This window comes from Myxococcales bacterium, from assembly GCA_022184915.1.
GTDB lineage: Bacteria > Myxococcota_A > Polyangia > Fen-1088 > Fen-1088 > JAGTJU01.
Map to the genome: position 1 here is coordinate 183,271 of JAGTJU010000004.1, position 24,740 is coordinate 208,010.

The window sequence follows — 24,740 nt, forward strand, 5'->3', positions numbered from 1 at the left end:
CCTGACTGGCACGACTTGTCTTCCGCCCTCGCGGACGGCCCCACCGGCCTCAGTTCGGGCGGGACCGATCCTCCCTGGGCGCGTGTGCCCCGGGCCGCGTGGCTCTCGGCGGCGTCGTGGGGATGGGAACGCGGCTGGCGATCGTTCGTCGATCTCACGGTCATCGATCGTCTGAGCCCCGATGGACGGGCTCGGGATGAAGTCCGCTTCGAGCTATGCCTGCTCGTGGGGGCGGCGGGCGTTTCGCAGCGGATATGCCTGCGCACATTCGTGCCGCTGCTCGGCCCCACGGTGTCCAGCGTGGCCTCTTTGTGGCCCGGCGCCGCCTGGTTCGAGCGCGAGGCCTTCGACCTTTACGGAATTCGATTCCTCGCGCACCCCGATCTGCGCCGGATCCTGCTTTATCCGGAGTTCGTGGGTCATCCTCTACGCAAAGACTACCCCAAGGACCGCCGCCAGCCGCTGGTGCGGATCGGGCCGTCGTGTTTTCCACGGGGGCCCGCGTGAACCGCAGCGTTCGCGAGACGGGGAGGCGGACACTGGTTTTGGGCTTACCGCAGGCCTCGGCTGATTCCATGGGCCTCTTCCTCGGGCCCGTGCATCCGGTGCTGCGGGGCTCCACTCGTGTGGTGCTCGAAGTCGAAGGCGAATCGATTCGGGCGGTGGACGTGCAGGTCGGCTTCCTTCATCGAGGCTTCGAGAAGGAGGCCGAGACCGTACCGGTGGACCAGATCTTTTCCCTGGTCGAGAGGATGAGCCCCCTGTCTCCGTTGCTGGCGGCCTTTGGATACGCGCTGGCGCTCGAGCGGTTGTTCGACGTTACGCACCTCGTGCCGGTGCGCGCGCGGTTGCTGCGGGTGATCGTGGCCGAGCTGTCCCGTATGGCCGATCATCTCACGTGCGTGGGCACCACCGCGTTGGCCCTCGGCGCCTCGAACGCTTTCTTCCTGCTGATGGACGCGCGGGCACGCCTGTGGAACCTGCTCGAAGCGATGGCAGGGCCGCGGCTCGGCCCGTCTTATCTGTGCGTGGGCGGCGTGACCCGGGCTCCGACGTCGTCGTGGGTTGCAGACCTGCGTGCGCGCTTGCCCCCGCTGCGGCGCCTCGTGGGACGCGCCGAGCGCATGCTGGGAGGAAACCCCGTGTTTCGCGAGCGTATGGCGGGGGTTGCCGTGATCGACCGTGCGCAGGTGGCGCCCTTCGGACTCTCAGGTCCCGTGGCGCGCGCCAGTGGGGTGGCCGTGGACGTCCGCAAGGACGCGCCCTACGGCGACTACGAGTCGTTCGCGTTCGACGTTCCAGTGGGCAGTGCGGGCGACAATTGGGATCGCTACGCCGTTCGCATGGAGGAGGTGCGGCAGTCGCTGCGCATCGTCGAGCAGGCGGCACGAGAGCTGGGTGCGGGTCCGCTTCGTCACGAAGATGCGCGCTGGAGCCTGCCCCCGAAAGCGGAATGCCCAACGCCCCATGAGCTTAGCCCTGCTCACGAGAGCCTGGTCTTCGACGGCCCGCGGGTGCCGGCGGGGGAGGTCTACCAGCCCCTCGAAGCCGCCAACGGCGAGCTCGGCTTCGGCTTGGTGTCCGACGGCAGCGCGCGGCTCGTCAAGTGCCGCGTGCGCTCGCCGAGCTTCGCCCACGCGGCCATGCTTGCAGAGGTGCTGCCGGGTCACTTCGTCGCCGACGTGGTGCCTGCCTTTGCGTCGTTGAACATCGTGGGAGCCGAATGCGATCGATGAGTCCGCCCTGGCTCTGGCTGGTCGTGGGCCATGCGCTCACCTGCATTCTCATGCTCATCACCGGGGTGGGGCTTGCGTTCGTGCTGGCAGGCCTCGAACGCCGAGAGTCTCCCTTGCTGGTCGGGCAGGGGGCGCTGCTCGGGCACAAGGGAGCCTTGCGGCTGCGCGGTTTGTCGCTGGTCTTCGTGGACGCGCTCAAGCTCTTGTTCAAAGAGGATCTGATTCCGCCTCGCGCGCACCGAGGGCTCTTCGTGCTGGCGCCCGTCTGGTGCCTTGCGGGTGCCGTGCTCATGGGCTCCGTGATCCCGCTAGGGCCTCCGCTGTGCCCGGCCGCGGTCACCGAGGTGCTGGCCGAAGGCACGTGCGCGGCCGCATGGCCTCTTCAGGCGCTTCCGGTACCCGACGGCCTCCTGGTGTTCGCGGCCCTTTCGGTGGCGAGCGCGTTCGGTCTGGCCATGGCGGGCTGGGCCTCGCGCAGCAAGTGGGCCCTGCTCTCGAGCCTGCGGGCCTCGTTTCAAGCCGCGTCCTTCGCGGTGCCGATGGGATTGGGGGTGCTGAGCGTGGCGGTGCTTTTTGGTTCCTTCGATCTGGCGGCGCTCGTCGAGCGGCAGGGCGCCTGGCCGTGGCAGTGGGGGGTGTGGGGCGTTCCGCACGTGATGGCCTTCGTGGTCGTTTGGACCGCGCTCATCCTGGGCACGCCGCGTACTCCCTTGCGTCTCGACGACGGACGCAGCGACGCGATCGGCTGTCTCGTCGAGTATTCGGGCGTGCGGGCTGGTTTGTTCAGGCTCGCCGAGTTGATGCGGGCTGTGTTCGCAAGCGCGCTCGTCGTCACCCTGTTTTTCGGCGGCTGGCGCTTTCCGGGCTTCGAGGGCCTGTCGGCGCGCTGGCCTTCCGGGCTGGTGGTGTTCGTGGGCTTCGCAGTGTTCTGTGTGAAGGTCACCCTGGCCTGCGCCGTGCAACTGCTGGCCCGGGGAAGCGTGGTGAGGCCACGCCCCGACCAGGTGCTGGATCTCGTCTGGCGGCGTCTCGTGCCCTTTGGGGCGTTGACCCTGCTCGTCTCCGGGCTCTGGCGGCTCTTGGGGTGTGCGGAGGGCGGGGCGTGAATCTTCGTCTACCCAGTGTCAAGCGCCCGCCTCCGGGCGGCCTGTTTCGTGACCTCCTGGGGCTGGCGCGGGGCCTGGGGGCCACGGTGGCGCATCTGCTCAAAAAATCTCCAGCCTCGTTATTGCCGGTAGCACCTGCAGGAACCCTCCGCCTCGTCGCGGCGGGACCGGGCCCTCACGCGTGTATCGGGTGCGGATGGTGCGTGGCAGCCTGCCCACCGAAGTGCCTCACCCTGGTGCTGCCGCCCGGGACACCCGAGCCAACGCTCGACCCCTCAGCGCGGCTCGAGCTCGATCAACTCCAGTGCACGAGCTGCGCACGATGTGTCGAGGTTTGTCCCGTGGATGCGTTGGATTTGAAAGGTGAGCTCGCGCGACCCACGAGCTCGCGCGACGCTGCGATTCTCGTGCTTCCCTTGGTTTCGCATCCGGGTTCGTCACGCGACCCTTGACCACCACTCAAACCGCCTCCATCCTAGTTCTAGAACCTTCTGCGCGGTTCGATACCCGGACGAGATTCTTTTCCCTACAAATCGATTGCAGGGGGCCGCCTCTGACCGATGGATGTGCACGCCCGCGACGTCGGGAAGCCCGATGCGGTCAACCTCGTGGTCCCCACCCTACTTGATGTAGGGGCACGGAACTCTCCGAACGGCCGATGCGGAAGGTTTACCTTTTCGAAGCCGTTTGTGTCTACGTCAGTACGCGTAACGGCGCACGGACACGTTCATGACCAGCCCCAAGGAGACCAAGACCGTAAGGATGCTCGACCCTCCGTAACTGACGAGCGGCAAGGTGACGCCGACCACCGGCAAAACGCCCGTGACCATGCCGATGTTCACGGTCACCTGCCAAAACATGATCGCCGCGGCCCCCACGCACACGGCGGCTCCGAAGCGGTCGCGGGCTTCAGAGGCCACGCGCAGCGCGCGCATGATGAGGAACGTGTAGGCTCCGAGCATCACGAGGCATCCCAGAAAGCCCCACTCTTCGGCCCACACGGCAAAGGGGAAATCCGTCCACAGGGCCGGCAGGTTGCGAAGCCGGATCTGGTTGCCCTCGAGGAAGCCCTTTCCGATGAACCGGCCCGAACCCACCGCGTTCATCGCCTGCCGAGGCTGCCAGGCCGTTGCGGGGTCGAGGGCAGGATTGATGAAGGCGAGCACGCGGCTGCGCTGGTAGTCGTGAAGCACGTACTCCCAGATCGGCGCGGCGGCCAGCAAGGCCAGCGCAGCCAAGCCCAGCATCGTCTTGACGCGCAGCCGCGCGGTAATCATGACCGACAGAAAGATGAGTGCGACCATCATGGCCGTCCCCAGGTCGGGTTGCGCCGCGATGAGGAGGAAGGGGACACCCACGATCACCACGGGCATCGCCAGGTGGCGCAGGGTCCGGCCCTCCAGCACGGGCGTATCGTTCAAATACTTGCCGAGGGCGAGGATCACGACCACCTTCATGATCTCCGACGGCTGGAAGTGCGAGGGTCCAAGGTCGAACCAGCGGCGTGCCCCGGCGACCATCTTTCCCGCGAGCAATACGGCCACCAACAGCAGCGCTCCGCCGCCGTAAAGCACGTACGCGTAGCGTGCGATGATCCGGTAGTCGATCGATGCGATCACGAAGAAGAGCACCAAGCCAAGCCCCACCCACGACAGCTGCCGCGCAAACAGCAAGTACTGCTGGTCCTTGACCGAGCCCCACAGGTTCACGAGACCAAGGAAGACCACGACCAAGGTGCCGAGCACCAAGGTCCAGTCGAAACGGAACACCAGCTTGCGCCATGAAAAGACTTTCAACATGAAGTCACGGCACCTTCGCTGAAGGGCCCGCTCGGCCCACGAGTGAGGGCTTGGGGTCGCTCGCCGCCGTTTCGGCGTGCTCACGCTCGGCAACCAGATCCATGTAGCGCTCGGCAATCTGCGAAGCCACGGGCGCCGCCACGTCTCCGCCGTGGCCACCGTGCTCCACGAGGACCGCAAAGGCGATCTTGGGAGCATCGGCAGGGGCGAAGCCTGCGAACCAGGCGTGGTCGAGGCGGGCGTAAAGCGGGGGCAGTTCGCCGGCGCGCCCGCGGCTGGTACCGACCTGTGCGGTTCCTGTCTTTCCCGCCACCAGCACGCGGGGGGAACGGGCACGGTACGCGGTTCCCTTCGGATCGTTCACGACGCCCACCAGCGCCTTGCGAAGCAACGCGAGGGTTTCGGGACGCACAGTGAGTTGGCGACGCACCCGCGGCGGAAACTCTTCGAGCACCTTGCCGTCGGCCGACTCGATGCGCTCGATGATCTGCGGCAGCCACAGGGTGCCATCCTTGGCGATCGCCGCATAGACCAGGGCCATCTGTGTGGGGGTGACGCGGGTGGCTCCCTCGCCGATGGCGGTGTTGAGGGCGTGTCCAATCATGAAGCCTTGTGGCCCCACCGCCTGCGCATTCAATGCGGCCTCACGCTCCCGGTGCCATTGTTCACTCGGCACGAAGCCGGCCTGCTCTCCATTGATGCCAAGCCCAGAAGGCACGCCCAGCCCGAATTCGGTCGCGTGGCGCGCCAACCTATCCATGATGCCCGGGTGCATGCCCAGCTCGTAGAAGTAGACATTGCAGCTTTGAAGCACCGCCTGCATGAGGTTGACCACGCTGTGAGCCTTCGTGCAGTGAAACCGGCGGCGGCCCACCTGGACGAAGCGGTTGCATTTGGTGCGGTCTTCGGTGGTCAGAATGCCGTCTTCGAGCGCCGTCAGCGCTGAAATGACCTTGAACGTCGAGCCCGGATTGAACGTATCGCTCAGCGTGCGATCTCGCAGCGGCCTGAAGGGATCGTTGAACAGCCGTCCGGCCGCCTCGGCGCTGAGGCGTCCCGACATCACGTTCGGATCGAAGCCCGGCCGTGACACCATGGCCAAGATCCGGCCGGTATCGACCTCCACCACCACGGCCGCCGCCGCACGCTGGGCGGCCAGCGCACGCTCGACCAGCTTCTGCACGTCGAGATCGATGGTCAGCACCAGATGTTCACCGGGGACCGAATCCACCTGGGTGGGCCCCTCGACCAAATCTTCGATGCGGATGTCGGCGGGGTCGACCCCGCGCCGGGGCACGACGTATTTGCGAAAGCCCTTGCGGCCTCGCAGGTAGGGCTCCCACTGCTTTTCGATCCCGGTGCGCCCCACGAGATCGCCAGGCCGGTAGCCCTCTTCCTTGAGTGTGCGCACTTCTTCGGCCGAAACCTCGTTGAGGTAACCCAACGTGTGCGCGGCCAGGGGGCCGTGGGGATAGTGACGGCGCGCCTCCGTCATCACGCTCACGCCCCGGCTCTCGAGGGAGGTCTCCAGTTGAGACATCGTCTCGCGGGACACGTCGGTTGCCAGCACGAAGGGGCGATCCAGGCGTTCTGCGACGCGCTCGCGGAAGGTCTCCCAGTCCGGCAGCTCCTCGTCGTGGTCGGCCAGGTAGCCGAGCAGCTGCCGGTACGTGACCTCCTCGAGCCGCGACGGCACCACCTGTACGTTGTACGAGGGGCGGGTGGTGGCAAGCACGCGCCCGCGTCGATCCCGCAGCTCGCCGCGCACGGCCGGAAGGACCTCCGTGCGAATCACGCTGTCCGCGGTGACCCGGTAGAAGGCATCACCTTCGAGCACTTGGAGATAAAACAAGCGCGCGGCCAAGCCTCCGAAGACCAACAAGACGAGCAGCGCAAAGAGGCGTGTGCGCCTGCGAATCTCGGGCAGCTCGGCGTTCTGTCCAGCGATCTCCATTCGCCGTTACCGAGGGGTGGCGGCGTGGCTCAGCGAACGGCGTCGGCGCCGCGCCAGCCCCACGCGCAAGCGGGCGGGATCGAGGCGCCCTTCGAGCTGCCTCAGCATCCACAGCACGGGCGGCGCAAAGAGCCCTGTGAGCAGCGCTTCGAGCGGCGTTTCGCTGATGCCTTCGTAGCCCCCTTCGGGGTTGATCTGGGCCCGCACCACGATCACCAGCGCGCCCGTGAGCAACGAAGCCAGGAAGGCAATGCCGGCGGCGAGCACCACACCCCGCATCACCACACGGGTCGACAACACCCTCCCGAGTTGGCTCATCACCAGGTAAACGAACGCGTGAACGCCGAGCGGCGCGCCGGACACGAGATCGAAGAGATAACCCAGGCCGAAGGAAAGCATGGCGGTGGACGAGAGCGACCAGCGTTCGGAGAACGCTGCGTGCAAAACCACGAGCAGTCCGCAGGCGGGGGTGACGATGTGAACGGGCGCCAGCTCGAGCACGGTCGACTGCAGCAACACGAGCACGAGGGCAACGATGACGATGGCGGCCGGTCTCATGGCATATCCCTCACTGTGGCCTCACGAACGGGGCTTCCGGTCCGGCCTCGAGAACTGGCCTCATCGGTCTGCCTCATAGGTCTGCCTCATCGGTAAAGCGTGATCCCCCGCGCGGGCGGAGCGCTGCGGCGGGCCCCGGCGTCGGGATCGGGAGCCGGGGCGGGGGCCACCACCACGAGCACCTCGGACAAACGGACGAAGTCCACCTCGGGGGTGACCTCGACCTCTTGGTGCAGACCACTGCCCCGCAGCACCTTACTGATGTGGCCCACCGGGAGATCGCGAGGGAAGTTTCCGCCAAGACCACTCGTCAACACGAGATCGCCTTCGCGGACCTCTTCGCCGCGCGCGAGATACTCCACCACGCTGCGGTACCCGTTTTCACCGGAGCGGCCCCGCAAAATGCCGCGGCTCCGCGTGCGCGGAAGGAAGACGTCCAGCGCGAAGCGGGGATCCACCGCCAGCTGAATGTCGGCCGTGTCGCCTGCCACGCGATCGATGCGTCCCACGACGCCCTCGGGTGTAATCACCGGCATCCCACGGGCCAGCGCGCCCTCACCGCGATCCAGAGTGACCCGGGCGACGCGAAAGTAGGGCGACGTGTCGATCGCCACCACGCGCGCGGCCACGGTCTCCGAGGCCACGGCGTTGCGAAGGTCCAGAAGCTTTTGCAGGCGCAGGCTCTCGAGGGCCCCGCGCTTGGCCTCGAGCAGCTCTGCCCGTAGACGGCTGTTGTCACGGCGCAACGTCTCGTTTTCGGCCCGCACGTGCACCAGGTCGACGTAGCGCCCCGCCAGGTTGCCGATGCTACGCCCCACCGACGACAGGGCGCTTTGAATCGGCGACAGCAGATGCAAGATTCCCCGATCCAGCGTGGAGAGCTCGCCAGGATTTTTGGCGCTTTGCCGTAAAAGCACGAGCGCTACGATGAGCGTGGTGGCCACCACGGCCACCTCACGCAGTTTTTGTCGGGTGCCGGTCATCTCGAAAGGGGGGCGTAAGGGGAGCTGCGAAGCGTGCCGCGATGCCGCGGCGAGCTCAGGTCGACGTCAGAACCTCCGCGGGCCCGCTATTGAAGCGAAACTTCCCGCAGCAGATCCAGCTCGTCAAGCGCCTTTCCGGTGCCGAGCACCACGGCGCACTCGGGCGCGTCCGAAACCATCACAGGCAAGCCCGTGGCTTCTCGCAGCAGTTGGTCGAGGTTGCGAAGCTGCGAACCGCCACCCGTCAGCACGATGCCGCGATCCACGATGTCGGCCGCGAGCTCGGGCGGCGTGCGTTCCAGCACTGAACGCACGGCCTCGACGATCGCCGTCACGGGCTCGAACAGGGCCTCGCGGATCTCTTCGCTGGTCACCACCAGGGTCTTGGGGACCCCGGCCACGAGATCGCGGCCTTTGATGTCCATGGACTCCACTTCGGGAAGGGAAGCCGCATTGCCGATCTTCTTTTTGACCAGCTCCGCGGTGCGTTCGCCCACCAGCATGTTGTACTTGCGCTTGATGAAGGCCACGATGGCGTCGTCCATCTTGTCGCCGCCCACGCGAATCGAGCGCGAAGTGACGATGCCGGCCAGCGAGATGACGGCGACCTCCGTGGTGCCGCCACCGATGTCGACGATCATGTTGCCCGAGGGCTCCGTCACGGGCAGTCCGGCGCCGATCGCAGCGGCCATGGGCTCCTCGATCAGATGGACCTCGCGGGCCCCCGCTGCCAGCGCCGAATCGCGCACCGCGCGCTTTTCCACCTCGGTGATCCCGGACGGCACGCCCACCGCGATGCGCGGCTTCACCAGGGTCTGGCGGTTGTGCACGCGGGTAATGAAGTAGCGGAGCATGGCCTCCGTGACCTCGAAGTCCGCGATGACGCCGTCCTTCATGGGCCGAACCGCGGTGATGTTTCCGGGGGTGCGCCCCAGCATCTCCTTGGCGCTGCGGCCAACGGCCAAGACCTTCTTCGTACCGTTGCCGTTTCTCTGGACGGCCACCACCGAAGGCTCGTTCGAAACGATGCCCTTGCCGCGCACGAAGGTGAGCGTGTTGGCGGTGCCCAGATCGATGGCAAGGTCATTCGAGAAGAGCCCGTAGACCCAGTCAAGCAGCATGCGTTTGGTATCCGGCGGAAAGTCTTGCCACCCACCGGTGGGCCACAGGTCCCCCCCTCAGGCAGCGCCCTCCTCTTATCACAGGCACTGGGGGGCGCCAAGGTAAGCCGACGGCAAGCCGAGCGATCGTCGCGTGCCCACGTGCTTTTTCTTTGTAGCCGTCTGCGTCGTCCTTGCCGAAGCCGCCCAAATCGCGGTGCGGGCGGTGTTTCCGGGCGCCCGTCGGCGACCGCCTTCGCATTCCCAAGGGCCCGAGGTGACGAAGGGGGGGAAGGCTGGTAGATTCGCGACCCCCAACCCTTATTCGGAGGCCAAGAACCACATGCTCGAGCAGATGCGGGACCATTCACGGAGCCTGCTCATTTACTTGCTGTTCGGCATCATCATTGCCGTTTTCGTCGTGAGCTTCGGACCGCAGTCGGTCGGCGGGTTCGACTCGTCGGGTGCCTCGGTCGGAGAAGCCGCCGCGATTCGCGGTCACGAGGTGTCGGCCCAAGAGTTCCGTCAGGCGTTCCTGCTGGCGCAAGGTGACCGCTTCGACCCTGAGCAGGCGAAGCTGGCGCGCGTGCGCGAGACGCTCCTCGATCGACTCATCGTGCGGGAGCTGTTTGCGCAAGAAGCGGCCAAGCTGGGTCTGGTGGTAGGCCGCGAGGAGGCCGAGGACTTCATCGCGCAAGGGCAGTTCATGCAGTTCGGCCAGGTGAGGTCCTTCGCAGGTGACAAGGGCTTCGATTACGACGAGTTCACGCGCTTCGTGCGCTACTACGGATTCACGCCCGCAACGTTCATCGAGCTGCAGCAACGGGAACTGCAGGCAGAACGTTTCCGCAAGGTGCTCAAAGAGGGCGTTACGGTGTCGCCTGCCGAGGTGAAGGCAGAGTGGGAGTTCCGCAACACGCAGATCAACCTCGAGTACCTGCGTTTCCCGATTGGCAAGTATCAAGCGCAGGTGGCGCCGTCGGCTGACGAGATCACGGCCTATGCGGCCGCGCACGAAAAAGCCCTCGAGGAAGCGTACGAAAAGGACAAAGCTTTCCGCTTCACCAAGGTCCCGAAGGAGCGCCGGCTCGAGATCGTGCGCGTGGCGCTGCCGGCCGAGGCTAGCGACGCCGACAAGCAGGCGGCCGTCGCGAAGCTCGAACCGGTGGCCAAAGCCGCCGCGCAGGGGCTGGCGGTTGCGGCGAAGAAGCTGGTGGCCGACCCCAAATCGGGCGTGACCTACGAAGCGCCTGCCTGGCGGCGAGAAGGGGCCGCGGGCCTCGGCAGCGAGGTCTCGGCTCAGGTTGCGGCCGCCGCGGAGGGGGCCGTCGTGGGTCCCGTACAGGCGGAGGGCGCCGTGGTGGTGGTCAAGGTGGGCGCGGCCCGTGAGGGGGACCTGGCCTTTGCGGACGTACGAAACGAGCTGGCCGAAGAGGCGATGCGTCGGGATGTGGCGGAGGCCAAGGCAAAGGCTGCCGCGGAGGCCGCGTTGGTCAAGGCGAAGCAAGCCCTGGCGGCCGCGCCCGACAAAACGCTGAAGGACGTGTTCCCGGGCCCGTCGGAGCAACCGGCGCCCGAGCAGGCAGGGGATGCGCCCCGGGCCGAAGAGACGGGGTCCTTCGTGCGCGAAGGCAACAACGTCGAGGGCATCGGGCGCTCGGCCGAACTGGCAAAAGCCGTGTGGGCGCTCACGAAGGAAGCCCCCTTCCAGGGTCCCGCCAAGGTGGCCGGCGCCTACGTCGTGGTGCGACTCAAGGAGCGCCAGGAGCCCGATGCAACCGTCTTCGAGAGCAGCAAGGAAAGCGAGCTCCAGATGGCGGAAGACGTCAAGGCCTACCAGGTGGTCTTCGACTGGTCGTCACGCGCCTGCAAGGCCGCCAAGGACGCCAAGCAGATCAAGGTCAACCCCGAGATCCTGGTGTACCCGGACGGCAAGCCGTCCGCGGTGAAATACGAACCCTGCAGCCCGTCCCCCTTTGGTCTCGGGGGCGTCGGGTTGTAGGCCATGCTGGCCGCGCGCCCCCGGGCGCCGCAAACGAGACCCACCTGGCTGGTTTTGGTTGCGGCCGTCATGTTGATGTCGGCCATCCGCCTCGGGCTCTCGGGACTTTATACCCTTCGGGGAGAAGACGTCTCGGCGCCTGAGGTGCCGGCCTTGGTCGTTTCCGTCGAAGACGCCGCCGCCAAGACGGTGGCGTTGGCCATGGCCAGGGTTTGGCAAGGGTATGGGGGGCTCGTGCGGGGCCACGCGGTGCTGCAGCTTCTGGTGGCGCTCTTCATCTTCTACGTCGTGGCAGCGGTGTTTTCCCTGGACCCGCGGGGCCGGCGTCTGGCTTTGTCGGCGGGATGGACGGGTGTCCTTTATCACCTGGGCAACGCCGTATTCGGGCTCCTGGTGCTGAGGCCCGAGATCATGGCCGTAGCGCCGGGTGTGGTGGCGCAGGTGACTGCGGGCGAAGGCGGCGGCCTCGACGTTTTATTGCCCACGCTCGCAGCCCTCTCTTGGGCATTGCCGGTGGTGACGGCCGCGTTTGGCATTTTGTTTTCGGGGCTGGTCCTGGCGTTCTTCGGGGGCCGGCGGGGGCGGGTGCTTTACGGCCTCGAGCCGGGCGCGCCCGAGGGCAGTTCGGCGTGAACCTCGTGTCTGCGGCCGAAGCGGGCGTGGCGCGCCCCCTGCCGCTCGAGATCCACATCGAAGGGGGGCAGGGCAGCCTGCGTCTCGCGGGCTTCCCCCTGGCCCGGTTCGGGCGACTCGACGAATTGACCATGCAGGTGCCCAACCTGCGCTTCCCGTTCGACCTCACCGGCGGTGCCGGCCGGTTCCGAAACCGGCGCTGTCAGCTCACCGGCGCCACACTTTCGTTCGGCGCCTCCGACCTCGTGTCGTTGATCGCGCACGCTCCCCTGGCGCAGGCCGGAATCGACCGGCCGGTGGTGGAACTCTCCCCCGAGGGGTTCACGTTGCAGGCGCGCGTGACGATGGGCGGGCGGGCGGCCGAGTTGACGGCCGCTGGTTTTTTCCGCGTGCTCGCGCCCCGGCGTTTGCGGGTTGCCTGTGACGACGTGCGCGTGCACGGTTTCCTGCCGCTGCCCGCGCCGCTCGTCGTCACGGCCTTGCTGAAGGCGGTGTGCGACGCGGGCGCCTCCGGATCCGTGGTGGCCCAGGGGCGGGGGCAGATGCAGGGGCCCGTCGAGATCGTCTTCGACCCCCTTGCCCTGGCGTTGTTCCCGGTGTTCGCCCCCCGGGGCTGGCGCTTGCCGGGCGCGCGGGCGGTAGGACTTTTGCCCGTGGGACATGCCCGGGACCGGCTCCTTCTGCGCTTCTCCAGCGCTGCGGGGCCCGGCGGGGGTGAAGACGCCGATGAGTTTACCCTTGGGGGCGCTTCGCCCCGGGTGGGCAGCCGGGCGGCCCACGAAGAGGGGCGCAGTTTGTGTGCGGAGGCGGAAGCGGTGCTGGCCGCGGGTGATGTGCCGGCGGCCCTGGCGCTTTACCGCAGAGCCGCCACGTTGCATGCGAGCAGCTTGTTCGTGTCCACCCGGCTCTTGCAGCTGTCGCTGGCCTCCTCGGCCACGCTGGATGAGGCCGACGAACTGGCGAGCGCGTTGCTCGCCCGCCGCCCCGGTTTTGGGCCTGCCCTGCTGGCGCAGGCCGTCGTTGCAGCCGAACGAGATCGGCCACTCGCCGCCGCAGAGCTTTACGAGCGGCTGGCTGGCACGGGCGAGCCGCTTCCGGGACTCGAAGCCGCCACGGCGCTCACCGCCGCCGCCGAGATGTACCTGCGCGCAGGGCAGCGCGAACGGGCCTTGGGCCTGCTCGAGACCGTGAGGGCCGCGCGACCGGCGCACGCTCACGCGCTCGAGCTGCTCCGTGATCTTTACGCCACCCAACAGCGCTGGAGCGAATGGCTTGGTGTCTTGCGCCGGCGCAGCCTGGACGAGCCCGACGCCCACGCCCGGGCGAAGCTGTCGCTCGAGGCGGGTGAGGTGCTCTCGAGCGCCCTCGGCGACCCCGAGCGTGCCGCGGCCCGCTTTGCCGAGGCCGTGGCGCTCGACGAAGAGCTGGCCGAGGCGTGGGTAGGGCTGGGCCGCAGCCGTCACCAGTTGCGGGCCCACGAGGCCGCCCGCGAGGCCCTCGAGCGGGCTGTCGCCCAGTTTGCCGCGCGGGGGGCGTCCGATGCCGAGGCCCAGGCTCTGGCCGATCTGGCCCTGTGCGAAGAAGATGCGGGTGTGGACGCCGCGGCCGAGGCCCACTGGCGGCGTGCGCTCGGGCTTCGGCCTCGGGAGGTGCCGTGGTTGCGCCGGTGGGCGCGGGTGCTCGCACGGCTCGGCCGCGGGGACGAGGCTGCCGCCTTGCTCGGCGAAGCGAGTGAGGGCGCTGAAGGCAACGAGAGGTTCGACCTCGAGGTGGAGCGCGCGGGCCTGCTCGGGCGGGTGCTGGGCGATACGGCCCGGGGGCGCGTCGTGCTTCAAGAGGTCCTGCGGGAGGCCCCGGCCCATCTGGGCGCGCTCGACGAGCTTGCCGCGCAGGGAGGACCCACAGACCACGCCGACGTGCTGGTGTTCTTCGAGCGGGCTTTACAGCACATCGACGAGCCAGGGTTGTTCGCGGCCGTACTCGCCCGCGCACGCCAGCTCGCCACCGCGGGGGGCGACCCGGGTTTCGTGGGGCGGGCGCTCGCGGCCAGCGTGGGCACCGGCACGGCCGCGGGGGCCCGCGCCGCCGTGGCGTGGACGGCCGAAATTCTGGCTTCGGACGAGGCGGCCTTGGGGGCCGCGACCGACGGGGAAAAGAGGGTGCCGCCGGTCCTCTGGGAGGCGCTCGAGAGCTACCTTGAAAAGGCTTCCCCGGCCCTTGGGCCTCTCGGAGGGGAGTTGGCGCTCGCCCGGGCCCGCCTTGCGGAACGACGAGGGGACACGGCGGCGGCTCGGGCTGCCTACGAGAGCGGACTCGATGGCCCCGCGCCCTTCGAGGTTCATCTGCAGCTTGGCCGGGGCCTTGCGGGTCTGCACGACAGGGCGGGCGCGCCCGCCGCTGCCGGCGCGACTTTGTCCCGTGCCGTGGCGCGTGCAGCCGCCGCGCAGGCGGCGGGGGATGAGGGGCTGCAGCTTGCCGGAATGCTGGTGGCCGCGGCCCGCGCCTTCGCGAGGGCAGGCGACGCTCCGAAGGCCCTGGAGGCTTACGCCGAAGCGGTGTCACGAGATCCCCAGCGCAGCGAGGCCTGGGAGGCGCTCGAGGCGCACCACCGCAGCGTGGGTGATGCCGAGGCGCTGGTGGCGACCCTGCAGGCGCGGGCGCGGGCGGCGCGCTTGATGGAGCGGCGCGACGCGTTCGGGCGTCTCGCCGAGGTGCTCGCGGCGCGCGCCGACCGTCACGAGGAGGCCGACGAGGCGTTCGCCCGGGCGCGCGAGGTCGACCCCGAGTTCGTGCCCGCGTTACGATGGGCGGCGTTCCGCGCGTGGGAGGCGGGCCGTCTCGACGAGGCGGGCGTCTTTTCGGAGCGGCTGCTCGAGGTCGCGCGGCGCCCCGAGGGCCTGGCCGCGGTGGGCGCTCCCACGGCGGCGGACGCGCACCTGCGCCTCGCCCGCTTGCACAGGCTGACGGGCAGCTTGGCGGACGCCGAGGCGCACCTCGCGGCGGCTTTGGCCCTCGAACCCCTGGGCGCCTCGCTGTCCCTGCTCGTGGAGGTCCTCGAGTCGGTCGGCCAGCGTGAGGCGCTCGTGGCGGCGCTCTCGGTGCGTCTTTCGGTCACAGAAGGCGAGGGCGAGGCGCGTCGTTGGCTGGAGGCGGAGCTGGCCCAAGCCCTCGAGCGCTCGGGACGCTCCGAAGAGGCGCTGGCGCTCTACCGGCAGCAGCTGGCGCGCGCCGCGGACGACGTGGACACGCTTCGGCGTGTGGTCGAGCTGTGCCGGCGGGAGTCCCGCTTCGAGGATCTCCTGGCGACCCTCGCGTCCCTTCAGCGCCTGGCGCGCAACGACGTGTGGGCCCGACGCCACCGCCTCGACCCCGAGGTGCTCGAGCTGGAGATTGCCCGGGCTCTGTGGCGTTCAGGGCGCGATCCCGCGCAGGCGGAGCTCAGATTGCGTGCGCTCATCGAGCGGTGTCCCCAGATGAAGGAGGCTGCCGAGACCCTGGGACGCTTGCTGCTCGCACGGGGCGCCTGGGCGCAGGCCGATGTCGTGCTGGAGGAGGCGGGCCTGCTCGACGAGGGCGCGGCGGAGGCGGCCGTGAGCGACGGGCAGGGGGTGGCCACGGGTGATCCGGAGGCGCCTGCCCTGGTCGTCGCGCGGGCCCAGGCCCGCATGGATGGCGAGGCCGGAGACGTGGCCGCCTATGCCATTTTGCAAGGCACACCGCTTGTCGGCCTGCCGCCTGCCGGGTTGGCGCTGAGGGCCGAGCTTGCGCGCGGGATGGGCAACGCCGACGACGTGAGCGCCGTCGTGAGCGAGGCCGCCGCCCGGCTCACCGCCGAGGGTGGGGACGCCCCGCTCACGGCCGCCGACCGGGACGCGTATCTTCGCCTGGCGCGCCTCGACGGGGCCCCGGACGCAGCGTCTTCAGCTGCCGGCGGGCCGCTGTCCCTGCTCGAGCGCCTGGCTGCGCGCGGGCCGCTCGACGAAGGGGCGGCGTTGATGCTTGCCTCGGCCTACGATGGGCTCGCCGAGCTGGGCCTCCACCAGGACAACGTGACGGCTTTGCTCGACGGGGCGCCAGCTCTGCCTGGCCCCTTGCGGGCGCGGCTTTGGGCCCAGCTGGCGGCGCTCGCCGTCCGAGCGTCGGAGCCTCTGGTGGCCGAGGAGCGCTTTGCCCGGGCCCTTGCCGAAGCGGCGCCCCCAAGCGCCCGCGCTGACGTGCTCGTCGCCCGGGCCCGCTTTTTTCTGGACCAAACCGCCATGGAGGCAGCCCTGGCCGACCTCGATCAGGCCCTGGCCGCGGATCCGCACCACGTGGGCGCCCTGGCCACGCTCGGGGACCTTGCGTACCGCATGCAAGACTGGGCGGAGGCGCGCCGGGCCTACGAAGCGCTGGCGGCGAAGCCGGGGCACGACGCGGTGATCGCGCCCGCTGTGCTGGCGTTTCGGCGTGCCGCGCTGGCCGAGACGTTCGGCGAGGAGGCAGAGGCGGAGCGGTGTTATCGACAAGTTCTCTCCCTCGAACCCAGCCACGTGGGGGCGCGAGAGTCCCTGGCGCAGGCGGCGTACCTGCGCGAGGATCCTGCCGAGGTGGTGGCTCTCCTGGGCCCCTGGGTCGAGAGCCTGCCCGCCGAAGACGTGGCGCGGAAGGCCTCCTGGGCGGAACGGCTCGGAGAAAGCCTGCTTGCCCTCGGGGACGCGGCGGCGGCTCGCCCGCCTCTGCTGGAAGCGGTACGCCTCGAGCCCACGCGGCTCTCGGCCCTGCGCAGGCTCACGGAAGCCACGGCGCAGGCCGGAGACGCCGCAGGCGCCGCGGCGTTGTGGAACCGGCTGGCACGGGGGCTGTCCGAGCCTCGCGAACGGGCCCAGGCCCTCTACGAGGAGGGCGAGTTGCGTCGCACGCGTCTTGCGGACGAACAGGGCGCCCTCGATGCCTATCTGCGGGCCGCGGACATGGAGCCTGGGTTCGCACCGGCGCTGGTGCGGCTCGTGCCCTACTACTGGCAGCGCGGGGAGGTGCTGGAGGTGGCGGGCGTCGCTGCGGACCTTCATGCGAGCGCCGAAGGCCAAGCCGCAGCCGCGGAGGCGGGGTTGAGGGCGCGGTTGGCGCTGGCGGCCGCCGCTGCGGGAGATCAGGGGTTGGCCGCCGCGGTGGCCCCCCCGGTATGGCCCTCCGAGGCAGAAGTCTTCGAGGCCCTGAGCGAGCTGGCCGCGTGTGCGCCCGACGAACGTGCCGGCATCTTGCGACTGCAGGCAGCGTGGCGCTTTGTGAGCTGGGTTGCTCCCGAGGTGTTGGGGGAAGCGGTGCGCGCCGAAGCCCGCAAGGCGCTCGCGGACGGGGCCCCTGTCGGCCTCGCCGCTCGCTGGCTGGCCGAGGTGTCGCCCGCCGCGGGCGCGGACGCAACGTGAAGCAGGGCGTCGCGTTGAGGGTCGTCAACTGGACCAGGGCAGCAACATTACGCACCCTGTTCTCTCGAGGGCCCGTGGGCCTCGAGCGGTGCGCTGCAGGCGTGGCCGCAGCCATCCCCTGCCAAAACGGATTATTCTCGACCCCCCATGCGAGGCCTTGACGCCATCGACCCGAAGCCTCCCAGGGGCCGTCGCGGCGCAAGCCGTCGTCCGGCACGACACGGCGGCGCCCTCGCGGCGCTGGCCGCGGGGCTGATGCTGGCGTCACCGGCCACCGTCTTCGCCGACGTGGGGGCCGCGCACGGTCTTGGGCGGCGCGATCTTCAGGGGCAGTGGGAAAACTGGGGGCAGATCCGGGACGTGGCGGTCGGCGGCACGGGGGTGCTCTGGATGGCGACCGATCGGGCCCTCGTGCGCTTCGACGGCGAGCGCTTTCGGCGCTACACGGCGGATGACCACGAAGCCTTCGGTGCAGCGCAACCCACGGCGCTGCTGGCGGGGCGGGACGGCGGCATGTGGGTGGGGCTGTCCTCAGGGCGGCTTCTCAGGACCTCGGTGGCCGAGCGTTTCCGCTTCACGGATGTTCTCCCGGCGCGGGGCGCACCGATCTCGGCTCTCGCGGAGGACGGCCACGGGGGACTGTGGATGGGAACCCCGCGGGGGCTGCGTCGTGTGGGGCCGGCAGGCGCCTCGCTCCCGGCTCCGGCCTTTGCGCATCCCGTGCTCCGCCTGGTGGTGGATCACGAAGACAGGCTCTGGCTGGGGTCGCGCCACGGCCTGTGGACCTACGATGGCCAAACGCTCCGCTCTGTGCGTTCCGAACCCGTTTTGTCGCTGGCCGTGGGGAGCGACGGGGCGGTGTGGGTGGGGCTGCAAAGGGCTTTGTTCAAGGTTCTGCCCGGCGGCGAGGGGGACCATGCGCTCACCTTCGTGCGCGGCTACGTCAGCCAGGCGTTGGCAGCCGAGGGGGACACGGTCTGGGTGGGACGGCACATGGCGGGTCTGCACCGGCTTGGCCCCGACGAACTGGTGCTGGGCGCCAAATCGGGCCTGCCCGACCTCGGAATCTCCGCGCTCACGGCGGACGGCTTGGGGGGCGTTTGGGGGGCTACCAGCTCGGGCACACTCTTTGTCGTCAGGCCGCAAGAGGTGGCCAATCTGGGCGATCCCGAAGGGCTTGGCCGGGGCCCCTCGTTTGCCGTCGCCGAAACGGCCGCAGGGGACCTCTGGTACACGAACCTTGGCGGCGTTCACCGGCTACGTGGCAAGCAGATCGACCACTTCGACCGCGAGAGCCAGGCCAGCCCCTCGCAATGCCCCCGCGGGCTGGCGGCTGCCGATGGCACGGTCTATTTGGCCACCTGCGACCAGGGGGTGCTTGCGTGGGATGGGCACCGCTTCACCCCGCTGCCAGGCAGCCCCCCCAAGATGTACAACGTATGGGCCCGCCAGGGCGGGGGCGTCTTCGCCTCTGATCCCGAAGGCGCCGTGTATGCCCTCGAGGAAGGGCGTTTCGCCCCGGCGCTCGAAGGCTGGACGCCCTGCGGGCAGCGTGTGCGCGCACGCGCGTGTTCCCGTCAGGTGATCTCGTTGCTCGAGCGCAAGGACGGCACCGTGCTCATGGGCACCCGGGGCGAGGGGGTGCTGGTGGTCCGTGCGGGCAAGGTCGAGCGGCAGCTGGCGGCGGCCGAGGGCATGCCTTCTGCCCCCGCACAGGCCCTGCTCGAAGACCCTCATGGCGCCGTTTGGATTGCCACGGCCGGCGCGGGGCTCGCGCGGCTGCTCCACCAGAGCGTCACGCCGGTTTCCCGCGAGGCGACCGGCCTGCCGGCGGAGCTCTACGGCCTGATCGAAGACCGGCGGGGCCGCTTTTGGATGAGCTCCGACCAGGGGGTCTTTCGTGTCGCCCGGAGCGACCTCGAGGACCTGCTGGCGCACAAGCGCAGCCGGGTTTTGCCCCGCCACTTCGGCCAACGGGAAGGTATGTCATCGATTCGCGGGGCGCGGGACTTTTCTCACGCCCTCCTCCTCACCCAGGACGGCGAGGTGGTGGTGCCCACGGTGGGGGGCCTTTCCCTTTTCGACGCCCGCCACCGGCCACCCGACACCAACCTGCCGCGGCCCATCCTGGAACAGGTCTGGGTGGATGGCACGCGCGTGGGTCTCGACGATCCCGGCTCGATCTCGGTTCGGCGCGGTCACGGCAACGTGTCCTTCTCCATCGTCGTTCCCGGGTTGGGTTTCCCGGGCGGCTTCAAGGTGGCCGCCCGTTTCGCCGGACTTACGGATTGGCAGCAACCAGGTCACGATGGTGTGTTCCAGTTCCCCGGTGTGCCCACGGGGCGACACGCCTTGGAGGTGCGGGTGGATCGCGTCTCGACGGGCGAGACGACCACGGACAACCTGCTCTCGCTGCGGCTCTTGGCGATGCACCAGCTTGGGTGGTTTCGGGGGCTCATGGCCGGCGCGCTGGCCTTGGCGCTCATGCTGGGGCTGTGGTTGCGGCAGCGTCAGGCCAGTTCACGCTCCCGTGCGATTTTGGAAGAACGCCGCCGCCTGGCGCAGGATCTCCACGACGCGCTGGCCGTCAGCTTTACCGGCATCGGGTATCAGCTCGACACCCTGGATCAGGTACTGGGGGCCGATGCGCCTGCGTCTGTTCGCAAGTTGCTGAGCGATGCCCGCGCCATGGTGGGCCACTCCCGCCAAGAAGCCCGCCGTTCCGTATGGGACATCCGCTCTCAGGCCCTCGAGCAGCGCTCGTTTGCGGCCGCCTTGCGGGCCATCGCCGACGAGGCCAGCAAGGTGGGCAAGGCCCGTGTGGTCATCGATGTCAACGACCTGACCGTGGAGCCGCCCGAAGCGGTGTCGGCATCGCTGGTGCGCATCGCCCAAGAGGCCATCGTGAACGCCATGGTGCACGGAAAGGCCGAGAACGTGTTCCTGACCGTGCGAAGCCAACCACAGCTCGTGCGTCTGGAGGTCGCCGACGATGGGCAGGGGCTCGACGAAGACCAGGTCGAGGCTGGCATGCACTTTGGCCTTTTAGGCATGCGCGAGCGTGCAGAGACGCAGGGCGGGCAGTTCGCCATCGAGAACCGCCCGGAAGGCGGGGCTCACCTCAGCGTCACTTTGCCGTTGCGAGGCCGATCGGCAAGGTGGAGAAAGTGGTTCTTCCCATGGGCCCATTCAAGGAGAGCGCCGTGACGGAAATGAAGAAGATGAAGGTCATGATCGTCGAGGATCATCTCGTGGCGCGGATGGGGCTTCGTACCCTCATCGACCATCAATCGGACATGCAGGTGGTGGAGGAGGCGCGCAGCGGGTCCGAAGCGGTGGAACGGTACGGCCGCACCAAACCCGACGTGGTCCTGATGGATCTGCGCTTACCCGTGCTCGATGGGATCGCCGCCACGGAGCTCATCGTCAAGGCCGATGCCAGCGCGCGTGTGCTCGTGTTTTCGTCGTTCGATGCCGAGACCGATCTCGTGAGGGCGCACGCGGCCGGGGCCCGCGGCTACGTGCTCAAGAGCGCGGACGCGCAAGACCTGCTGGCCGCGATCCGCGACGTGTTCGAGGGGCGAAAGCATTTCCCTCAAGCGCTCAACGACAGGCTGGATCAAGGCACAGGCCCCGAGCTCAACACACGCGAGCGAGAGCTGTTGCTCTATCTGGTGAAGGGGCTGAACAACCGCGAGATCGCCGAAGTGTCGGATCTGACCCGCGGCACGGTGCGGATCTACCTCACGAGGCTCTTCGCGAAGCTCCAGGTGAGCAACCGCACCGAAGCCGTGACGGCGGCGTTCGAGCGAGGCCTGGTCAAGCCCGAGTGGGCCCAAGCCGGGCGCCGCTGAACGCCCCGCAGGCGCCCTGGGGGCGGTGCTCAGGCCACGGTCACGTCGGGGTTCAGGTACACGTCCTGGATTGCATGTAGCAACGCGGCGCCCTCCTTCATGGGCCGCTGAAAGGCCTTGCGCCCCGAGATGAGTCCCATGCCCCCGGCGCGCTTGTTGATGACGGCGGTGCGGACGGCCTCGGCCAGGTCGCCTGCGCCCTTCGACTCGCCCCCCGAGTTGATGAGGCCCGCGCGTCCCATGTAGCCGTTGACCACCTGGTACCGCGTGAGGTCGATGGGGTGCGGCGTCGTGAGGTCGCTATAGACCTTCGCGTGGGTCTTTCCGAACCCCTTGAGTGAAGGGGCGTTGTAGCCGCCGTTGTTGGTGGGGGCCTTTTGCTTGATGATGTCGGCCTGCAGGGTCACGCCCAGGTGGTCGGCTTGACCCGTGAAGTCGGCGGCCGTGTGGTAGTCGGCGTCTTCGGTCTTGAAGGCCTTGTTACGGGTGTAGCACCACAGCACGGTCACCATACCCAGCTCGTGCGCTTGCGCGAACGCTTCTGCCACCTCCTGCAGCTGGCGGCGTGATTCCGCCGAGCCCCAGTACACCGTGGCGCCCACCGAGATGGCGCCCATGTCCCAGGCGGTCTTCACACGGCCGAACATGGTTTGATCGTAGGTGTTGGGATACGAGAAGAACTCATTGTGGTTCAGCTTCACCATGAAGGGGATCTTGTGGGCGTACTTGCGTGCCACCATGCCGAGCACACCGAAGGTGCTGGCCACGCAGTTACAGCCGCCCTCGATGGCGAGCTTGACGATGTTCTCGGGATCGAACATTTCGGGGTTCGGGGCGAAAGACGCCCCGCCCGAGTGCTCGATGCCTTGGTCCACGGGCAAAATGGACACATAGCCCGTGCCGCCAAGGCGGCCCGTGTTCAGGATGCGCTGAAAGTTGCCGAGCACGGCGGGGCGCCGGTCGGAGTGCGTGAGCACCCGGTCGACGAAGTCACCTCCGGGCAGGTGCAACGTGGTTTTCGGAATCTTGGCTTCGTGGTCGAGCAGCGATCGGGCGTCTTGCCCCAGCAGCTCGACGAGCTCGTTCGTGTCGATGGTCTGGGTCGTCGTCATGGCTCCGAATTTATCACGCAGGCCTTGACGCGGGAGGCTGGGGGGCCTCGACTCAAGCGCCCCCGTGCTCGTGTCGATGTCCCCACCGTCATGCGCGTTCGACCTCGTCTTGCGAAGCAGGTCCTCACGGGGGGGTGCCTGCTCGTTGTGCTCGCCGCTTGCCGGGAACGCGCGGAGTGCCCCGAGGGCATGAGCAAAGTGGTCGCCGCTTCCAAGCCCGCCAAGGAGCTTTGGTGCCGAAGCCCCGACGGGGCGCGGGCGCAGTGGACGGAGTTCCATGCGGATGGAAAAGCGCGCCGTCAGCTCTGCAGCTTCGACGCGGGCGCGGCTCAAGGCTCGTACTTCGCCTGGTACCCCACCGGAAAGGTGTGGATCGAAGGCGTCTACCGCGGGGGCGAGAAGGCGGGCAAGTGGGCGCAATACAGCGAAGAGGGCGCCGTGGTGGCCAAGGGAGAGTACCGCTTCGGCCGTTTCGTCGCGGGGGCTCCCGTGGGGCGCATGGCCCGCTGTGAAGAGCTCGCGCCGTAGCGGCGCCCGCCCTTGAAACCCATCGCATCCCTGAACGGCGTCTGCTCGGCACGTCGCTTGCTCAGTTCCAGCTTTCGATCGTGAAGGCCGTGGGGGCCTTCCGTTGGTGCTTGGGAAGGGGAGAACGACATGGAACGAAGTAACGAAGAAACCGTCACGGCGGCCACACGGGCGGCGGAAGAAGAAGGGGGAACGAGTCACCTCAACTGGCGTTCGATTTTCGGAGGCACCTTTGCCGCGCTGGGTGTCTGGCTGCTGCTCGGGGCCCTGGGCGTGGCGATTGGGCTTTCGGCCGTGAGCCCAGAGGATCCCAGCCTGAAGGGGGTGGCGCTTTGGCTGGGGGTTTGGTCTTTGGTGGTGCCGATCATCGCGATGTTCCTGGGCACCGTGGTGGCTACGCGGGCGTCGGGGGCCGTCGAACGCACGACGGGGCTGCTTTACGGCGTGGTCGTCTGGGGAGTGACCACCTTCATTGCCGCGGTGTTCTCGTACGGCATGGTGAGCTCTGTGGTGAGCCGCACCGTGAACACGGCCACCAGCCTCGTGCAAGGCGTGGGCAGTGCCGCCGCCAGCGCGGTCCAGGGCGCCGGCGCGGGGGGCGAGGGGGTCATGAGTGCTGTCAGCAACTTCCTCAACCTCGATCGCGGCGATCTGGTGGCCGGGCTCAACCAGCGGCTCCAACAGGCCGGCCTGCCTCCGGTTCAGCCGCAGCAAGTGCAGCAAGCGCTGCAGCAGAGCGTAAACACGGCCGTGCGGGAGGGGCGCTTCGACGCCAACCTCTTCGTCAATGCACTGGTCCAAGAAACCGCCCTCAGCCGCCAGGACGTCCAGCAGATCGCCCAGCAGGTCCAACGAGAATGGGATCAGACCGTCGGGTCCGCCTTGAACCAGCTCGAACAGGCCGCCGGCTCTGCTGCGAACGTGGCGCTGGGAGCCGTCGACACCATTGGGAAAACCTTCTGGTGGATCTTCGGTTCCTTGGCACTGGGTTTGGCGGCAGCGCTTGGCGCCGGGGTCTGGGTCTCTGCCAAGCACGGTCACACTGTCGAGCGGCGGCAGCGCGCGCGTCCGCTCCGCGAAGCGCACGCCTCGACCTGACACCGGGGTAGGAAGAACGTGGGGCCCGGGCCGCGCCGGGCCCCACGGGTCGTCAGAACAGATAGCCGAGCTGGGCGCCTACCGTGAGCGCGTCGAAAGGGGTGTTGCCTTCGCCATCGCCCCGCAGCAGGTTCTGTTCCCCCGTGAACCTGTACGTCACGCGGGCGTCGAACGCGAAGTGCTCGTACCCGAAGGTCAGCCCCGCCCCGACCGGGTACGTGGTCAACGTATCGCTGCTGCGAAACATCTCGTCGTCGTACGTGGAGTTCTGAAGCGTGTAATGCGAGAACCCCATCCCGCCGAAAATGAATGGTGCCAGCACGGTGCGCCCAGTCGCCACGGGCAGGTTGAGGCGTATGTTTCCCTCCCCCCCGTGGCTCACCAAGTACGCCGCATCTCCGATGCCCTCTCCAGTCAGGCTGTGGGCGCTACCTACGTAGGCAAGCTCGATGGCCAACACCGAACGTAGCCCGATGGCCGATCGCACGTCCCAGTAGCCCCCAAGCCCGGTCCGATCCCTGAGCCCGCCGTTTGCAAACGAGATCACGCCGCCTCCCAACTGCAGGGTGGCTCCGGGGTTCTGGCTGTACGTGGGATCGACCAGGTCACCCTCCCAGTCGATCAGACCAGGCTCGTAGACCGTCGTACCGTTGGATGCTCTTTCGGGCTCCCGCGCCCCAGCATCGTCACCCAGCGCCCAGGACAGTGCCAGGGCCGCTGCCAGGCCCGTTCCTCCCCACACCCTAGGCGGCTTCCGCGCAAGCGATTTCAATCTCACCCATTCCATGTCCCGCCCTCCTTTTCGAGTTCCGTCGCCAGCTTCGTGGCTAGGGGGCAGAGGGTGCAGACCACGTGCCACGGAGGGGCGTGCG

General features: G+C 68.4%; 18 protein-coding genes. 11 read left to right on the top strand and 7 right to left on the bottom strand.

The window, feature by feature from the left end; all coding sequences use genetic code 11:
• Positions 1-15: 15 nt before the first annotated feature.
• The 4 genes from KA712_15775 to KA712_15790 are packed head-to-tail and all read left to right on the top strand — an operon-like array spanning position 16 to position 3,294.
• Complete coding sequence (locus tag KA712_15775) at positions 16-507, top strand: NADH-quinone oxidoreductase subunit C (GenBank protein MCG5054422.1); 492 nt, start codon at positions 16-18, stop codon at positions 505-507.
• Positions 483-1,736, top strand: coding sequence for an NADH-quinone oxidoreductase subunit D (locus KA712_15780; protein ID MCG5054423.1), 1,254 nt, complete (start codon positions 483-485; stop codon positions 1,734-1,736). The genes KA712_15775 and KA712_15780 overlap by 25 nt, the downstream gene beginning before the upstream one ends.
• Complete coding sequence (locus tag KA712_15785) at positions 1,733-2,842, top strand: NADH-quinone oxidoreductase subunit H (GenBank protein ID MCG5054424.1); 1,110 nt, start codon at positions 1,733-1,735, stop codon at positions 2,840-2,842. Before KA712_15780 ends, KA712_15785 begins: the two co-directional genes overlap by 4 nt.
• On the top strand, positions 2,839-3,294 hold the full coding sequence (locus KA712_15790) for a 4Fe-4S dicluster domain-containing protein (GenBank protein ID MCG5054425.1): 456 nt from the start codon (positions 2,839-2,841) through the stop codon (positions 3,292-3,294). The genes KA712_15785 and KA712_15790 overlap by 4 nt, the downstream gene beginning before the upstream one ends.
• 246 nt (positions 3,295-3,540) lie before the next feature.
• On the opposite strand, the gene rodA is transcribed toward KA712_15790, so the two are convergent.
• From rodA to KA712_15815, 5 genes are all read right to left on the bottom strand, one after another.
• The gene (rodA, locus tag KA712_15795; protein MCG5054426.1) at positions 3,541-4,641 is read right to left on the bottom strand and encodes a rod shape-determining protein RodA; all 1,101 of its coding nucleotides are present in this window, start codon (positions 4,639-4,641) and stop codon (positions 3,541-3,543) included.
• Positions 4,642-4,645: 4 nt separating this feature from the next.
• The gene (gene mrdA / locus KA712_15800) at positions 4,646-6,595 is read right to left on the bottom strand and encodes a penicillin-binding protein 2 (GenBank protein MCG5054427.1); all 1,950 of its coding nucleotides are present in this window, start codon (positions 6,593-6,595) and stop codon (positions 4,646-4,648) included.
• 6 nt (positions 6,596-6,601) lie between these two features.
• Positions 6,602-7,153, bottom strand: a complete 552-nt coding sequence (gene mreD / locus KA712_15805; protein MCG5054428.1) for a rod shape-determining protein MreD — start codon at positions 7,151-7,153, stop codon at positions 6,602-6,604.
• A gap of 86 nt (positions 7,154-7,239) precedes the next feature.
• The gene (locus KA712_15810; protein ID MCG5054429.1) at positions 7,240-8,136 is read right to left on the bottom strand and encodes a rod shape-determining protein MreC; all 897 of its coding nucleotides are present in this window, start codon (positions 8,134-8,136) and stop codon (positions 7,240-7,242) included.
• Positions 8,137-8,222: 86 nt separating this feature from the next.
• A complete protein-coding gene (locus KA712_15815) occupies positions 8,223-9,257 on the bottom strand; it encodes a rod shape-determining protein (protein ID MCG5054430.1) in 1,035 nt (344 codons plus the stop codon).
• 322 nt (positions 9,258-9,579) lie between these two features.
• Here KA712_15815 and KA712_15820 point away from each other — a divergent pair, with 322 nt between their 5' ends.
• From KA712_15820 to KA712_15840, 5 genes are all read left to right on the top strand, one after another.
• Positions 9,580-11,238: a SurA N-terminal domain-containing protein gene (locus KA712_15820; protein MCG5054431.1), complete on the top strand. Its 1,659-nt coding sequence runs from the start codon at positions 9,580-9,582 to the stop codon at positions 11,236-11,238.
• A gap of 3 nt (positions 11,239-11,241) precedes the next feature.
• Entirely contained in the window at positions 11,242-11,871 is a 630-nt protein-coding gene (locus tag KA712_15825; GenBank protein ID MCG5054432.1) for a hypothetical protein, read from the top strand.
• Positions 11,868-17,276, top strand: a complete 5,409-nt coding sequence (locus KA712_15830) for a hypothetical protein (GenBank protein ID MCG5054433.1) — start codon at positions 11,868-11,870, stop codon at positions 17,274-17,276. Before KA712_15825 ends, KA712_15830 begins: the two co-directional genes overlap by 4 nt.
• A 147-nt stretch (positions 17,277-17,423) precedes the next feature.
• Positions 17,424-20,483 (top strand): hypothetical protein, encoded by a 3,060-nt coding sequence (locus KA712_15835; GenBank protein ID MCG5054434.1) that lies wholly within the window; start codon positions 17,424-17,426, stop codon positions 20,481-20,483.
• The gene (locus KA712_15840; GenBank protein MCG5054435.1) at positions 20,456-21,130 is read left to right on the top strand and encodes a response regulator transcription factor; all 675 of its coding nucleotides are present in this window, start codon (positions 20,456-20,458) and stop codon (positions 21,128-21,130) included. Before KA712_15835 ends, KA712_15840 begins: the two co-directional genes overlap by 28 nt.
• Before the next feature lie 29 nt (positions 21,131-21,159).
• On the opposite strand, the gene KA712_15845 is transcribed toward KA712_15840, so the two are convergent.
• Positions 21,160-22,242: a class I fructose-bisphosphate aldolase gene (locus KA712_15845; GenBank protein ID MCG5054436.1), complete on the bottom strand. Its 1,083-nt coding sequence runs from the start codon at positions 22,240-22,242 to the stop codon at positions 21,160-21,162.
• Positions 22,243-22,332: 90 nt separating this feature from the next.
• On the opposite strand from KA712_15845, the gene KA712_15850 reads away from it, so the two are divergent.
• Both KA712_15850 and KA712_15855 read left to right on the top strand, forming a co-directional pair.
• A complete protein-coding gene (locus KA712_15850; GenBank protein ID MCG5054437.1) occupies positions 22,333-22,770 on the top strand; it encodes a hypothetical protein in 438 nt (145 codons plus the stop codon).
• Positions 22,771-22,899: 129 nt separating this feature from the next.
• Entirely contained in the window at positions 22,900-23,868 is a 969-nt protein-coding gene (locus KA712_15855) for a hypothetical protein (GenBank protein MCG5054438.1), read from the top strand.
• Positions 23,869-23,920: 52 nt separating this feature from the next.
• Here KA712_15855 and KA712_15860 read toward each other — a convergent pair whose 3' ends face one another.
• On the bottom strand, positions 23,921-24,655 hold the full coding sequence (locus KA712_15860; GenBank protein MCG5054439.1) for a hypothetical protein: 735 nt from the start codon (positions 24,653-24,655) through the stop codon (positions 23,921-23,923).
• Positions 24,656-24,740: the final 85 nt, after the last annotated feature.